Below are 14728 nucleotides of genomic sequence, written 5' to 3'. Positions count from 1 at the left end.
GGCCCGGTTCTACCCAACGATGACGGGAGAGCACCATGAGCATTTCGGTCACGTCACTCGGCCATTCCACGGTGCGGCTGTCCACCGAGGACGGCGTGGTGGTGGTCGATCCGGGCGTCTTGGCTCCGGACGCGACGTTCGAGGACGTCTCGGCCTACCTCGTCACCCACGATCACGACGACCATGTCGACATCGGTCGACTCGCCTCGGCCCTCACCAGGAATCCGAGCAGCCGCGTGCTCGCTCCCGCCGGCGTCGTGGACACGCTGGCCGAGGCGGGCGCGGAAACCGGGCGACTCGCGGTGGCCACGGCGGACGCGCCCTTCGAGATCGCGGGCGTGACAGTGCGGTCGATCGTGGGTGAGCACGCCGCGATCCATCCCTCACTGCCCGATTCGCCGAATGTCGCCTATCTGATCGACGGCCGGATCCTGCATCCCGGTGACGCGTTTCCCGCGCTGCCCGACAGCACCCACCTCGACGTGCTGTTCCTGCCGGTGAGCGGGCCGTGGATGCGCTACGCCGACGCCGTGGACTACGTCACCGCGACCCGGCCGGGTCTGGTCGTGCCGATTCACGACGGCGACCTCAACGAGATGGGCCGCACCCTGACCGACCAGCTCGCCGGACTCCTGCCCGAAGGCGTCCGCTACCAGCGCCTCGACAGCGGCACGCCCGTCACGGTCTGAGCGTCGGCCTGGCGCCCGCGCCGAGCAACGGCACCGCACGAGACCTATCGGCGCCGAACGTGATTCGTCGCCGCGTCGACGAGGATCGGGAGCAGAGCCTTCGCGCTGACCATGTGGTTCTGGCCGGGGAGGGAGCGGTAGGTCGCGCGAGGGATGGCCGCGGCCAGCATGCGGGCGACCGCGTCCAGGCCCGGCGGGTTGCGCTCCCCCACGAGCACCTGGACCGGCAGGTCGATCGCGGTGAAGCGGTGCACCGGCGGGAGGTCCTCGGTGAGGGCGATGTCGTAACGCAGGGTCGGTGCGAGTGCCTTCATCGTGCGCCAGCCGGGCACGAGGGGCAGCAGGGTGACGAAGGCCCGCGGCATGCCGATGCCGCGCAGGAAGACCTTCAGCGCCCGGCCGTTCGCGCCCTCGTCCAACAGGGCGGCCACCCGCGCCGCCAGCCGGGCGTAGGAATCGCGCTCGGCCGCGTCGTGCACATAGGAGGCGTCGTAGACGACGACCGCGTCGACCTTGTGCGGCAACCGGACCGCGGCCTCGAGCGCCAGGGCGGCGCCGGAGGAGTGACCGTAGAGGATCGCGCGCCCGCCCGCGGCGTCGATGATCGCCTCGATGTCGTCGACCTCGCGCTGCACCGACCAGGGCGCGGTGTCGCCGCTGTCGCCGCGGCCGCGCCGATCCCAATGATGGACGGTGAACGCGGTGGCGAACACCCTGGCGTCGGCGGCGACCGGCCGGAACCGCCGGAAGCAGGTCGCGCCGGTGATCGGCACGAGCGCGGGACCCGCGCCGAGCACGTCGTAGGCGAGGGTGGTGCCGTCCTTCGACCAGACAGTGGGCATCGTCAGCTCTCCCTTCGACCGGACCCGGTGGCCGGTCTACCCGCTATGACGGGTCCGGCCGCCGGGAATCACCGGTGCCGGTTCAGCCGAGCTTGACGCTGTGGGTGCCCGCGCGCCGCCCGGAGAACACACAGTCGGCCAGGGACAGGCCGCTGACGTAGGAGTTCGCGCAGATCCCGACCGCCGCCCGCCCGGCGGCGTAGAGGCCGGGGATGACACCGCCCGCCTCGGCCCGCACGGCGCCGGTGTCCTCGTCGACCAGCAGGCCGCCGAGGGTGAGCATGGGCATCGGATAGGTCAGCCGGGCGGTGAAGGAGATGTCCAGCAGCGCGACGGGACCGGCACCGATCGGGCGGCGCAGATCGTCGGGCTTGCCGAACGGGTCGGGCCGGTTCTGCGCGATGGCCGCGTTGTGCGCGTCCACCGTGGCGCGCAGGGCGGCACGGTCGATGCCGGCGCGGGCGGCGACGTCCTCCACGGAACCGCCGGCGATGCGGCCGAACCGCAGCAGCCGTTCGGTCTGCATCCGCTGGAACCACACCGACTGCGGCCCGATCTGTGCGCGGGCCTGCGCCTCGAGCGCCGCGTCCACCAGCAGCCAGGCCCGATGACCGGGCGCGGTGGCGATGGCGGCGCCCAGTGCCGCGCCGTAGCGGGATTCGTCGATCATCCGCTCGCCGCGGGCGTTCACCGCGATCGCGCCGAACATGGCGCTCGGCGGCGCGATGAACCGCCAGGTCGACAGCGCGTCCATCTTGCCGGTCGCCGCGCCGATGTCGGCGGCCATGGTGATGCCGCTGCCGTCGTCGCCCGCGGTGCCCAGCGGCAGACCCTGCGACCACGGATAGGTGGGCGCGTGCCTGGCCACCATCGCCCCGTTGGCGATGAACCCGCCCGTGGTGAGCACGACACCCGAGCTCGCGTGGATCCGCACACGGGTGCCGTGCTTGCGTTCGATCCGGGCCAGCAGGAGCTCCATCGCGGCGCGCAGACCCTGGTGGTACACACCGGGTTTGGCGGAAACGCGGGCCAGCGCGGCGAAGCGGCGGCGCACCAGCGCGGGCGCGCCGTCGAGGGTGACGGCGTCGACGCCGGTGACCCGCCCGTCCTCCACCACGAGACCCGTTGCCCTGGTCCCGGTTCGGACGCGGACCCCGTGCCGGGCCGCCGACGCGGCGAGCGGCCCGAACAGCGCCTTGCCCGAGACACCGGGACCGTGCGTGCGGTGCCCGCGCTGGCGCGGCGTCGCGAGTTCCCGGTAGCCGCCGGAGTTCTCGCTGCCGGAGTAGTAGAGGTAGTAGTCGTCGGTCGGGTAGGAGGTCTTGTACGGGCACAGCGACGGCTGGAACGGCACACCGTGGCCGGAGAGCCAGTCGATCATCGCCGGGGATTCCTCGCAGAACCGGCGCAGGGTCTCGGCGCTCACCGCGTCACCGACCTCGGCGCGCAGGTAGGCGAGCATGTTCTCGACATCGTCGTCGACGCCGGCGGCCCGCTGCACCCAGGTGCCGCCGCCCGCGTACACGATGCCGCCGGACAGCGTGGTCGCGCCGCCGCCGAGGTAACGATCGAGCGCGAGGACGTCCGCCCCCGCTTCGCGCGCGGCCAGCGCCGCGCTCACTCCCGCGCCGCCGTATCCGACGACGACGACATCGGCTGAACAATCCCTGGTCCGCACTGACCTCCACCTTCCGGGCGACCGCGCTGGGGAAGCCACCCGAAAGAAACTATAACGTGTTCTAGAAATCTACCGCGGCAATCCGGCACCGTCAGGACAGCCCGCGAACCCGGTCGATCTGCTCCTGCTGCACCGCGCGCGCGGTCACCAGGAAGTCGTTGATCACGGCCAATTCGGCCGGGCCGTAGCGAGCGAGCGCCTCCGCCCCCGCCTGGCCCACCGGGGTGAAGATCTCCGCCTCGGCCGCGCGGGCCTCGTCGGTGGCCTCGACCAGGACGCGGCGACGATTGCCGGGGTCGCGGGTACGCGCGACCAGACCCACGCGCTCCAACCGGTCGATCACGGTCGTGGTCGCCGCCGGACTGAGCTTGAGCGCGGCACTGAGCTGACCGGCGGACTGCGGCCCGGCGCCGAGCACGACGTCCAGGCAGCGCAGGTCGGTGCGATTCAGGGCGAGACGGGCGGCCGCGGCCTCATCGAAGGCGTCGAAGCTCTGCTGCAGCAGCCGGATACCCACAAGGATCTCGGTGAGATCTACATCTTTCGACATTCGAAGCTTTCGGTTATCGTAATTTTCGTTGGTCGAAACCATCGTAGCCCGAGAAGGAAGCCACCATGCGCAGCACCGCACTCCCCACCGCGAGCACCGTCGCCCCCGTCCGCGCCACCGCCACCACGACCGAGGTCGTCACCGACCCGGCGAGCCCCGCCGACGACATCGCCCTCGCCGCGCTCTTCAGCGACTTCCTGCGCGCCTGGAACGCGGGCGACGCCGCCGCGTTCGGCGCGCTGTTCACCGCGGACTCCGACTACGTGTCCTACGACGGCACCGTCGCCAGAGGCAGGCCCGCGCACCAGCACAACCACGACCAGCTCTTTCGCGGCGTGCTCAGCGGCTCGCGGCTGGTCGGTGACCTGGAATCGGTGCGCCACCTCGCACCCGGGGTGGCGCTCCTGCACGGCACCGGTTCGGTGCTCATGCCGTGGCGGTCGCGGCTGCCGCGGCGGCGGCTCTCCCGGCAGACCATCGTGGCGGTCCGCACCGCGCGCGGCTGGAAGATCGACGCCATCCACAACGGTCGCGTTCGCCCGATCGGCATCCCGGCCCCGGACTCCCCTCCCGCCAGGATGTCTCGGCTGCTGACGCGGATCGCCGGAGCGCTCGGCCTCGGTCGTGCCTGAGAATCGCCGCCCGCCGCGGGCTACAGTGAGCCGTCAGCACCCCGCCGGGACGAGAGCGAGGACAGCGCGTGGACGGCCGGTCCGCACTCCCCTCCGACGACGAGCTGGTGCGACGGCTACGCGGCGGTGACGAATCCGCCTTCGCCCTGGTCCTGGCCGCCTGGTCGGGATCGATGCTGCGGCTGGCGCGGTCGTTCGTCTCCACGCCCGCCTCGGCCGAGGAGGTCGTGCAGGACACCTGGCTCGCGGTCGTGCGCGGGATCGACGGCTTCGAGGGCCGCTCCTCGGTCAAGACCTGGGTGTTCCGCATCCTGGTCAACACCGCGAAAAAGCGCGGCATCAGGGAACATCGGACGATCCCGTTCGGCAGCCTGCTACCCGAGGACGACGGCCCCACCGTCGATCCCGACCGATTCCGCCCGGCGGGCGACCCGTATCCGGGACACTGGCGGCCCGGCGCGCAGCCCGATCGCTGGTCCGACCCCGAGGACTCCGCCGAACGCGGTGAGATCGGCGCGGTGATCGCGCTGGCCATGGCCGAACTCCCCGCCCGCGGCCGCGTCGTGCTCACCCTGCGCGACGCGGAAGGCTGTACCGCCGACGAGGTCTGCGCACTGCTCGGCCTGTCCGCGGGCAACCAGCGGGTGATCCTGCACCGGGCCCGCGCGGCCGTCCGGGCCCGGCTCGAGGAGTACTACCGCGCGGCGGGCGAGACACGTACCCGGGCGGACGGGTAGCGCGCAAGATATCGATCTTGTTCGGAGTACGCGAAGGTTCGGCTCGCGCGCTGTGATCTGTCCCTGGTGCCCGCCGCAACGCCGTGCGCCGCACCGATTCCGCCTACCGTCGCCTGCAGGCACAGCAGGAAGGTGGCAGCGGGCGTGGTGGGTACCAAGGCGAAGCTGGAGGAACTGGTCGACATTCTGGCGATCGCGGCGGAACCCGCGGGCGCGGCCGGGGTGGCCAAGCGGGAGAAGAAGGGCGTGCCCAGCGTGCGCGAGCGCCTGACCATGCTGCTCGACCCCGGCACCTTCCTCGAGACCGGTGCCCTGGCCCGGCAACCCGATCAGCCCGACGCCCTCTACGGCGACGGCCTCGTCACCGGTCGCGGCCTCATCGACGGCCGTCCGGTCGTGGTGATCGCCCACGACCAGACCGTCTACGGCGGCTCCGTCGGCGTGACCTCCGCGCGAAAGTTCATGCGCGCCTTGAAGCTCGCGTTCGACAACGGCTGCCCCGTGGTGACCATCAACGATTCCGGTGGCGCGCGGATCCAGGACGCGGTGGGCTCGATCGCCTCCTTCGGCGACATCTCCCGCGTGCTGGAGAAACTGTCCGGCTACGTGCCCCAGGTCTCGATCATCCTGGGCAAGTGCGCGGCGGGATCGGTGTACGGGCCGATCAACACCGATGTGCTCATCGGCACCAAGGACTCGTACATGTTCGTCACCGGACCCGAGGTGATCAAGGCCGTCAACGGCGAGGACATCACGGCCGAACAACTCGGCGGGGCGCAGGTGCAGGCCGAGCGCGGCACCCTGCACCATGTCGCCGAGACCGAGAAGGACGCCTACGAGTGGGCCAGGGCCTACCTGAGCTATCTGCCGACGAGCTGTCTCGAGCCGCCACTGATCGTCAATCCCGGCCTGGAGCCGGAGATCACCGCCACCGACCGCGAGCTGGACGCGATCATCCCCGACTCCGATCGCGCGGGCTACGACATGCACGAGATCCTGCTGCGGATCTTCGACGACGGCGAGTTCCACGAGATCAGGGCCGCGTTCGCGCCCAACCTGATCACCGGCTTCGCCCGGGTCGACGGCCACCCGGTCGGCGTGATCGCCAATCAGCCGCTGGTGCTCGGCGGCTCCATCGACGCCGCGTGCTCGGACAAGTCGACCTACTTCATCCGGCTCTGCGACGCCTTCAACATCCCGCTCGTGTTCGTCGTCGACACCCCGGGGGTGCTGCCCGGGCTCGACCAGGAGGACGCCGGGGTGATCATCCGCGGCGGCCGGGTGCCGCGCGCGATCATCGAGGCGACGGTACCGATCATCAATCTCGTCGTCCGCAAGTCCTACGGCGGCGCCTACGGCATGATGGCGGCTCGCCAGGTCGGCGCCGACATCAGTTTCGCCTGGCCCACGGCCCGCATCGCGGTGATCGGCGCCGAGAGCGCCGTCGACCTCATCGGCAAACGCCAGCTGGCCGCCGTGCCGGAGGAACACCGCGCCGCCGCCCGCGAATTCATGATCAACCAGTACAACGAAACCGTCGCCACGCCCTGGATCGCCGCCGAACGCGGCTACATCGACGCGGTCATCGAGCCGTCGAGCACCCGCCTCGAGATCCGGCACGCGCTGCGGCTGCTGCGCGACAAACACCCGCTCGCCCCCGAGTTCAACCCACGCAAGCACCCGATCTACCCGATGTGACCCGGCGTCGGGTCGGCAACGGTTGCGCAACGCCGAGGCCACGACACTTCTCCCCTCGGCCGTGGCGCGAAATGATCGAGGGAACCGGCACTTCCCGGCACGGCACTACGTGGAGGTACGAGCGATGTGGAATGCGATTGTTCAGATCTGTGGGTTCCTGATCATCGGCGCGGTGGTCGGCGTGCTCGCCAGGATGCTCAAGCCGGGTAAGGAGAACATGAGCATGGGGATGACCCTGGTGCTCGGGATGGCGGCCGCGCTCATCGCGGGTGTCATCGCGAGCCTCATCGGCGTCGGCTCCATCACCGAGCTCAATTTCTGGGGCTTCGTGCTCGCCGTCATCGCCGCGGTCGTGCTGCTGTTCGCGGCCGAATCGATGGGCGCGCGCAAGCACCCCCCGGCAGCCTGATCCAAGCGTCCACCGAACCCCTCCGGCCACGGTCGGAGGGGTTTTCCGCTGTCCCGGCCGTTCTGCTGGCAGGATCTGCGGGTGTGAACACCGCGAATCTGACCCGTGCCGAGACCGCCGCGCGATCGGCCGCGATCACCGTCCGCGACTACCGGGTCGAGCTCGACCTGTCCGGCGCGCGCGACCACGACCGCGCCGGCTTCACCACCACCACGACCGTCACCTTCGACGCGACCGGCGACCGGACCTGGCTCGACTTCCTCGGTCCCGCTGTCGAATCGGTGACGGTGAACGGGCAGACGGTGCCGGTCGACTACGACGGCGCGCGGATCACCGTGCCCGGGCTGGCCGCGTCGAACGTGGTCGTCGTCCGCGCCACCGGCGCCTACAGCCGCTCCGGTGAGGGGCTGCACCGGTTCCGCGATCCCGTCGACGGCGAGACCTACCTCTACACCCAGTACGAACCCGCCGACGCGCGCCGCGTGTTCGCCTGCTTCGAACAGCCGGACATGAAGGCGCCGTTCACCTTTCAGGTGACCGTGCCGACCGGGTGGGAAGTGCTCTCGAACCGGCCCGTCGCCAGCGCCAGCGGCGACGGCGACCAGCGCACGGTCGAGTTCTCCCCCACCCTGCCGATCTCCACCTACATCACCGCCATCGCCGCGGGCCCGTACCACCGCGTCGAATCCACGTGGCGCCGAGGCGAACTCACCATCCCGCTGGGCGTGCTCTGCCGCGCCTCGCTGGCCGCGCACCTGGACGCGGACACGGTCGTCGAGGTCACGAAACAGGGGCTGGACTTCTTCGCCGAGCACTTCGACTACCCGTACCCCTGGGGCAAGTACGACCAGATCTTCGTTCCCGAATACAACCTGGGCGCCATGGAGAACCCGGGCCTGGTGACCTTCACCGAGGCCTACGTGTTCCGCGGCGCGGCCACCGCCGCCCAGTACGAGGGCAGGGCCAACACCATCCTGCACGAGATGGCGCACATGTGGTTCGGCGATCTGGTCACCATGGTCTGGTGGGACGACCTGTGGCTCAAGGAGTCCTTCGCCGACTACATGGGCGCGCTGGCCAGCGCCGAGGCCACCGAGTGGACCGACGCCTGGGCGGCGTTCGCGAACCGGCGCAAGGCGTGGGCGTACCTGCAGGACCAGCTGCCGACGACGCACCCGATCGTCGCCGACATCACCGATCTGGAAGCGGCCAAGCTCAATTTCGACGGCATCACCTACGCCAAGGGCGCCAGCGTGCTCAAACAGCTCGTGGCCTACGTGGGACGGGCGGAGTTCTTCGCGGGCGTGCGCCGCTACTTCCGGACCCACGCGTTCGGCAACACCACCCTGGCCGATCTGCTCACCGAGTTGTCGGCGGCCTCGGGCCGGGACTTGACGAGCTGGGCCGAGGCCTGGCTGCGGACCTCGGGGGTGTCGACGGTGTCGTTCGACGGCGCCGCGATCGTGCAGACCGAGCCGCGCCCGCACCGGCTCGACGTGGGCCTCTACGACTTCGACGACGCGGGCGCGCTGGTGCGCCGCGACCGCGTGGAACTCGAGCTCGCGGGCGAACGGACGCCGGTCGCCCTGCCGCCCGCGCCCCTGCGGCTGCTCAACGACGGCGATCTCACCTACGCCAAGGTCCGCCTCGACGCCGAATCCCTCGCCACCGTGGAACGTTCACTCGATCGCGTCACCGATCCGCTCGCGCGCGGATTGATCTGGTCGGCCCTGTGGAACGCCGCCAGGGACGGCGAACTCGCCGCCGATCGCTATGTGGCGATGGCCCGCGCGTTCGCGCCCGCCGAACCCAACACCGCGCTGCTCTCGGCGGTGCTGGCCAACGCCGCCTTCGCTATCGGCCACTACCTGCCGGCGCCGGTGCGGGACCGGCGGCGCGGCGACTGGCTCGAATCCTGCTGGGCGAGCATGTATTCCGCTGAACCCGGCTCGGGTGCCCAGCTCGCCTTCGCGCGCGCGAGCGCTCTCGCCGCCACGGTCGACGGCCGCCGCGCCGACGACATCGCCGCGATGCTGCGCGGCGAGCGCGCCGCGCCCGAGGGCCTGCCGCTCGACCCCGACCTGCGCTGGCTGTGGTGGACCGCGCTCGCGGCCACCGGCGCGGCCACCTCCGCCGACCTGGACGCCGCCCTCGCCGGCGACGACACGGCTTCGGGCCGGACCGCCCACCGGCGCGCGCTCGCCGCCCGGCCGGACGGCCAGGTCAAGGCCGACGCGTGGACGACCGCGCTCGGGGACACCACACTCACCAACGATCACCTCGACGCGGTCATCGACGGCTTCCGCGCCGGTGCCCGCCGCGATCTGCTGGCCCGCTACGACGCCGACTACTTCGCCGCCCTGCGCACGATCTGGGACCACCGCAGCATCGAGATCGCCCGGCGCCTGGTGGTCGGGCTGTTCCCCGCGAGCGAGTCGCTCGAACCCGTGGACGCCTGGCTCGCCGAGCACGCTGACGCGCCCGCGGCCTTGCGGCGCCTGGTGCTCGAGCAGCGCGACCACCTCGCCCGCGATCTGCGGGTGCGCGGTGGCGCGCCGCTCGCCGCGGCGCCGGGTCAGGCGACCGCGGTCGCCTCCAGCTCCACCAGCTGACCGGGGACGGCGAGGCGGGCCACGCCCAGCATCGTCATCGCCGAGGCCACACCGGCGGCGCCCAATCGCGCCCCCAGCACGCCGTAGTGCTGGAGAAGCAGGTCGACGTCGGTGGTGTACACCGCGAGCTTGACGACATTCGCCAGCGACATCCCGGCGCCGGCGAGCACGGCCTCGACATTGTCGAGACTGAGCGCCACCTGCGCGGCCATGTCACCCTCGTGCTGGGGTTTGCCGTCGGAGTCCATCGCGGTCTGCCCCGAGCAGTACAGCGTCCTGGTGTGTCCGGCGACCAGCTCGCCCTGGTCGAAACCCAGTTCGACCGACCAGGTCACGGGGTTGATCGCCGTCCGTTCCACAGCCACTTCGGCTCCCTTCGATCCGGCGCCCACCGGCCCGATGGCCGATGTCCGCGACGCCGTGCCGGTGAGCCTGCCCGGCAATCACGACATCCTGTGTCGGGTATTTTCGCTAGAGTTCCGCGCATGCGCGCCGACCGACTGGTCTCGCTGGTGCTGCTGCTGCGCCAGCGTGGCCGCCTCACCGCGACCGAACTGGCCGCCGAGCTCGAGGTGTCCACCCGGACCGTCCTGCGCGACATCGAGGCACTGTCCACCGCGGGCGTTCCGGTGTACGCCGAACGCGGCAGACACGGCGGCTTCGCATTGCTGCCCGGGTTCCGCACCGAGCTCACCGGCCTCAACCACGACGAGGCGCTCGCCCTGCTCATCGCCGGATCACGGCGCGGCGCACAGGCTTTCGGCCTCGGCTCGGCGCTGGCCTCGGCCATGCTCAAGGTCGTCGACGCGCTGCCGGCGAGCTATCGCGAGACCGCCGCCGACGTGGCCGAGCGGCTGCTCATCGAACCCGAGACCGACCTGCTGTCGCGGCGCGTCGGCACCGAGGAGGTTCCCGGCGAGGTGCTGGCCGCGATCCGGCGCGCGGTCTTCGCCGGGACCAAGCTGCGCATCCACTACGCGCCCGTCGGCCAGGACGCGCGCTGGCGCACCGTCGACCCGATCGGTCTGGTCGTCGTCCGCGACCGCGGCTACCTGCTGGCCACCCGCGCCGGCGCGGACCGCACCTATCTGCTCACGCGGGTCGGCGCCGCCGAGGCGCTCGACGCACCGGCGCAGCGGCCGGACCGGGTGGACCTCGATCGCGCCTGGCAGGAACGCGGCGCGCGGTTCCGGGCGGGCGCGGACCAGCTCGCCGTGCGGGTCAGGGTGGCTCCGGCGCGGCGCGAGGAACTCGTCGGCACGGCGGTGACCGTCCACAGCGAAGCGGTCGACCCGGACGGCTCCCTGCTTCTCGAGATGTCCTTCCAGGACTTCCGACACGCCGAGTGGGCGCTCTGGCAACTCGCCAGCGACGCCGAGGCCCTGGACCCACCCGCCCTGCGTGCGGCCCTGCGACAGCGCGCCGCCGCGCTCGCCGACCGGTACGCGCCGTCGCCCTGAGGGCGATCCAGCGTCCACGGAGTTATCCTCGACAGGAGGCGATCGCAGCAGCGCGTCGCCGCGAGGACGCACACCGAATCGAGCCGCCATGGCCGACATTCCGCCCACACAGCGCAGCTCCACCTCGGCGATCGTGGCGGAGCTGGCCGCCGAGGGCTTCGAGGACGCCGAGGAGATCGGGCGCGGCGGATTCGGCGTGGTGTACCGGTGCGCGCAGCCCGATCTCGATCGGATCGTGGCCGTCAAGGTCCTCACCGCCGACCTGGATCCCGACGGACTGCAGCGGTTCGTCCGCGAGCAGCAGGCGATGGGCAGGCTCTCCGGGCATCCGAACATCGTCGCCGTCTTCCACGCGGGCACCACGCACGGCGGCCACCCGTACCTGGTGATGCCGTACCACGCGCGCGGTTCGCTCGAGCAACGGATCCACACCGCGGGCCCGCTGGCGTGGTCGGCGACCCTGCGGCTCGGGGTGAAGATGGCGGGCGCACTCGAGACCGCGCACCGCACCGGCATCCTGCACCGTGACGTGAAGCCGTCGAACATCCTGCTCAGCGACTACAACGAGCCCGAGCTCACCGATTTCGGCATCGCCAGGATCCAGGGCGGGTTCCACACCACCACCGGCATCGTCACCGGCTCCCCCGCTTTCGCCGCGCCCGAAGTGCTGCGCGGCGCACCGGCGACCGCCGCCGCCGATCTCTACGGCCTCGGCGCCACCCTGTTCTGCGCGCTCACCGGGCACGTCGCCTACGAGCGCCGGGTCGGCGAGCAGGTGCTGTCGCAGTTCCTGCGGGTCTCCGCGCAGCCCGCACCCGATCTCAGCGAGGCCGACATCCCCGACGAGGTGCGCGCGATCATCGAACACACGATGGCCGCCGACCCCGCCGACCGGCCGGCCAGCGCCGCCGAGCTCGGCGCGGAACTCGTCGCGGCCCAGCGCAGTACCGGCGCTCCCGTCGACATGCTGCGCGTGCCGAGCACGCAGCGCTCGGGGGTCCTCGCCGCGCCGGTCCCCCGGCCGCACGAACGGACCACCGCCCCACCGACTCCCGCCACCAAGTACCGGCCGCCGACCCCGGCGCGGGCCACCCTCGCCAGGAAACGGCTGCTCGAACAGCTGCGCACCAACGAACACATCCGGCTCACCGCCATCCACGCGCCGAGCGGATTCGGCAAGACCACCCTCGCGGCCCAGTGGCACGACGAACTGGTCGCCCACGGCCACGCGGTGGCATGGCTGACCGTCGACGAGGACGACGACAACGCGGCCTGGTTCCTCACCCACCTCGTTGAGGCCGTACGAGCCGCGGTGCCCGACCTCGCCGAGAACCTCGCGCGGCTGCTGGACGCCGACCCCGACGACCCGGCCCGCGCCGTCCTCACCGCCCTGGTCGACGGCCTGCACACCAGCGACCAGCGGGTGACACTGATCCTCGACGACTGGCAGCGCGTCACCGGCTCGGCCTCGGTGGCCGCCGTGCGGTTCCTGCTCGAGCACGGCTGCCACCATCTGCCGCTGGTCGTCACGAGCACCGCCCGCCTCGATCTCCCGTTGAGCAGGCTGCGCATCCACGGCGAGCTCACCGAGATCGACGCCGCCACCTTGCGTTTCGACACCGACGAGGTGCGCGCCTTCCTCGCCGAGGCCGGGGGCGTGCACATGACCCCCGACGAGATCACCGAACTCGCCAGGGCCACCGACGGCTGGATCGCGGCGCTGCAGCTGACCGTGCTGGCCCTGCGCGGCGGCGAGGATCCGGCACACCTGCTCGACAGTCTCGCCGCGCACCCCGACATCGGCGAGTTCCTGGCCGAGAACGTCCTCGGGGCACTGGATCCCGACACCCTCGACTTCCTGATGACCACCTCGATCTGCGAACGGATCTGCAGCGGGCTGGCCACCGCGCTGACCGGCCGCGCCGATGCCGCCGATCTGCTCGCCGACATCGCCGACCGCGGCCTGTTCCTGCTGCCGTCGGGCCCGGACTGGTACCGCTATCACCAGCTCTTCGCTGGCTACCTGTGCCGCAGGCTGGCCAAGGACCGGCCCGAGGAGATCCCCGGACTCCGGCTGCGCGCGGCCGAGTGGTTCGCGCGCCACCATCTGCTCAACGACGCGGTCGAGCACGCACTGGCCGCCGAGGCGCCCGAGCGGGCGGCCGAGTTCGTCGACGAGGGCGCGCGATACCTGCTGGAGCGGTCGAGAGTAGTGGTGCTGCAGGGCATTCTGGCCAAGCTGCCCGCGTACGTGTGCCGGGCCAGGCCACGGCTTCAGCTGTTCAGCGTGTGGGTCGACCTGCTCATGCGCAAACCGGCGGCCACCGCGGCCTCGCTCGCCCGCTTCGAGACCGCGATGGCACACGCCGACCTCACCGAGGCCGACCGCGCCGAACTGCGCACCGAGGCCGATGTCGCGATCAGCGTGCGGGAGATGTTCGCCGACCAGGTCTCCGATCTGGACGGCCTGATCGCCGACGCGCTCGCGCGGCCGGAGGCCTTCCCGCCGCGTATCCCCGGAGTGGCGGCCAATATCGCGACCTTCGCGGCGATCCAGCGCTTCGACTACGACGCGGCACGGCGATGGCAGCTCTGGGCCACGCCCTATCACGAGGCCACCGGCCCCTTCCTCGCCGTGTACGGACGCTGCTTCGCCGGATTGGCCGCCAGGGAGCAGCTCGACATCGCCGCCGCCGACGACCTGTTCACCAGCGCCCTCGACCATTCGACCGCGACCATGGGCGCCACCGCGCACGCCACCCGCCTGGCCTGCGCGCTGCTCGGCGAACTGCGCTACGAGACAGGCGAGCTCGACGTCGCCGCCGATCTGCTCGAACGCAGCAGGGAACTCTCGGCCGAAGGCGGCGGCGGGGTGGACTTCATGCTGGCGACCTACGCGGTGGGCGCCAGGGTGCGCACCCTGCGCGGCGACCGCGACGGCGCGCGCGAACTGCTCGACGAGGGCAGCGCGCACGCCGAACACCTCGACCTGCCCCGGCTGGCCGCCCGCATGCGCAACGAGCGGGTTCGCCTCGGCTTCGCCCTCGACCCCGGCGTGATCGCCGCGCTGCTGCGCGACCGCGAGATCCGGCGCGACGACGCCATCGGCACGCTCGTGGCCGAGACCGACGAGGACTCCGCGATCCGCCTGCTCATGGCCGAACCCGGCGCCGACGAACACCGGCTCGCCGTCGAGCGGGCCGAGGCACTGCTCGCCGGCATCGACGCCGAACGCCGTCCGATGGCCGCGCTGCGGACGGGTTTCCTGCTCGGCAGCGCCCTGCGCAGGGCGGGCCGCTCGGCCGACGCGCAGCGCACACTCGCCCCGTTGACGCGCCGCTGCGCCCGGCTCGGGCTGGTGCGCCTGCCGCTGGACGCGGCCGCCCGATAGACACGCGCGCGGCCACCCCGGATTCCGGAG

12 protein-coding genes are annotated in these 14728 nt (G+C 71.7%); 8 read left to right on the top strand and 4 right to left on the bottom strand.

The window, feature by feature from the left end; all coding sequences use genetic code 11:
• Positions 1–35 precede the first annotated feature (35 nt).
• Complete coding sequence (locus tag AB0H56_RS27415; protein WP_357168453.1) at positions 36–689, top strand: MBL fold metallo-hydrolase; 654 nt, start codon at positions 36–38, stop codon at positions 687–689.
• A 44-nt stretch (positions 690–733) separates the two neighbouring features.
• Here AB0H56_RS27415 and AB0H56_RS27410 read toward each other — a convergent pair whose 3' ends face one another.
• From AB0H56_RS27410 to AB0H56_RS27400, 3 genes are all read right to left on the bottom strand, one after another.
• A complete protein-coding gene (locus AB0H56_RS27410; protein WP_357168451.1) occupies positions 734–1531 on the bottom strand; it encodes an alpha/beta hydrolase in 798 nt (265 codons plus the stop codon).
• An 82-nt stretch (positions 1532–1613) separates the two neighbouring features.
• Positions 1614–3209 (bottom strand): FAD-binding protein, encoded by a 1596-nt coding sequence (locus AB0H56_RS27405; RefSeq protein ID WP_357168449.1) that lies wholly within the window; start codon positions 3207–3209, stop codon positions 1614–1616.
• A 91-nt stretch (positions 3210–3300) separates the two neighbouring features.
• Complete coding sequence (locus AB0H56_RS27400) at positions 3301–3759, bottom strand: MarR family transcriptional regulator (RefSeq protein WP_357168447.1); 459 nt, start codon at positions 3757–3759, stop codon at positions 3301–3303.
• A gap of 65 nt (positions 3760–3824) precedes the next feature.
• Here AB0H56_RS27400 and AB0H56_RS27395 point away from each other — a divergent pair, with 65 nt between their 5' ends.
• The 5 genes from AB0H56_RS27395 to pepN all read left to right on the top strand — a co-directional run bounded on the left by AB0H56_RS27395 (position 3825) and on the right by pepN (position 9847).
• The gene (locus AB0H56_RS27395; RefSeq protein ID WP_357168445.1) at positions 3825–4391 is read left to right on the top strand and encodes an SgcJ/EcaC family oxidoreductase; all 567 of its coding nucleotides are present in this window, start codon (positions 3825–3827) and stop codon (positions 4389–4391) included.
• Between the two features lie 68 nt (positions 4392–4459).
• On the top strand, positions 4460–5128 hold the full coding sequence (locus AB0H56_RS27390; RefSeq protein WP_357168443.1) for a sigma-70 family RNA polymerase sigma factor: 669 nt from the start codon (positions 4460–4462) through the stop codon (positions 5126–5128).
• Positions 5129–5272: 144 nt separating this feature from the next.
• A complete protein-coding gene (locus AB0H56_RS27385) occupies positions 5273–6826 on the top strand; it encodes an acyl-CoA carboxylase subunit beta (protein ID WP_357168441.1) in 1554 nt (517 codons plus the stop codon).
• Positions 6827–6950: 124 nt separating this feature from the next.
• A complete protein-coding gene (locus AB0H56_RS27380; RefSeq protein WP_280219744.1) occupies positions 6951–7235 on the top strand; it encodes a GlsB/YeaQ/YmgE family stress response membrane protein in 285 nt (94 codons plus the stop codon).
• A gap of 83 nt (positions 7236–7318) precedes the next feature.
• A complete protein-coding gene (gene pepN, locus AB0H56_RS27375; RefSeq protein WP_357168439.1) occupies positions 7319–9847 on the top strand; it encodes an aminopeptidase N in 2529 nt (842 codons plus the stop codon).
• Here the strand turns inward: pepN and AB0H56_RS27370 are convergent.
• The gene (locus AB0H56_RS27370) at positions 9811–10206 is read right to left on the bottom strand and encodes a RidA family protein (protein ID WP_280219754.1); all 396 of its coding nucleotides are present in this window, start codon (positions 10204–10206) and stop codon (positions 9811–9813) included. The genes pepN and AB0H56_RS27370 overlap by 37 nt on opposite strands.
• Before the next feature lie 126 nt (positions 10207–10332).
• Here AB0H56_RS27370 and AB0H56_RS27365 point away from each other — a divergent pair, with 126 nt between their 5' ends.
• Together AB0H56_RS27365 and AB0H56_RS27360 are read left to right on the top strand one after the other, a co-directional pair.
• Complete coding sequence (locus AB0H56_RS27365) at positions 10333–11307, top strand: WYL domain-containing protein (protein WP_357168437.1); 975 nt, start codon at positions 10333–10335, stop codon at positions 11305–11307.
• Between the two features lie 88 nt (positions 11308–11395).
• Positions 11396–14698: a protein kinase gene (locus AB0H56_RS27360; RefSeq protein WP_357168435.1), complete on the top strand. Its 3303-nt coding sequence runs from the start codon at positions 11396–11398 to the stop codon at positions 14696–14698.
• Positions 14699–14728 lie beyond the last annotated feature (30 nt).

Origin of the sequence: Nocardia sp. NPDC050717, assembly GCF_040654275.1 — a bacterium.
Classification (GTDB): domain Bacteria; phylum Actinomycetota; class Actinomycetes; order Mycobacteriales; family Mycobacteriaceae; genus Nocardia.
This window is presented reverse-complemented; position numbering and strand designations above follow the sequence as displayed.

What these genes read in the sequence shown, in the direction of transcription:
- AB0H56_RS27415 (WP_357168453.1), top strand. Translation starts at nt 36, where the DNA reads ATGAGCATTTCGGTCACGTCACTCGGCCATTCCACGGTGCGGCTGTCC.
- AB0H56_RS27410 (WP_357168451.1), bottom strand. Translation starts at nt 1,531, where the DNA reads ATGCCCACTGTCTGGTCGAAGGACGGCACCACCCTCGCCTACGACGTG.
- AB0H56_RS27400 (WP_357168447.1), bottom strand. Translation starts at nt 3,759, where the DNA reads ATGTCGAAAGATGTAGATCTCACCGAGATCCTTGTGGGTATCCGGCTG.
- AB0H56_RS27395 (WP_357168445.1), top strand. Translation starts at nt 3,825, where the DNA reads ATGCGCAGCACCGCACTCCCCACCGCGAGCACCGTCGCCCCCGTCCGC.
- AB0H56_RS27380 (WP_280219744.1), top strand. Translation starts at nt 6,951, where the DNA reads ATGTGGAATGCGATTGTTCAGATCTGTGGGTTCCTGATCATCGGCGCG.
- AB0H56_RS27365 (WP_357168437.1), top strand. Translation starts at nt 10,333, where the DNA reads ATGCGCGCCGACCGACTGGTCTCGCTGGTGCTGCTGCTGCGCCAGCGT.
- AB0H56_RS27360 (WP_357168435.1), top strand. Translation starts at nt 11,396, where the DNA reads ATGGCCGACATTCCGCCCACACAGCGCAGCTCCACCTCGGCGATCGTG.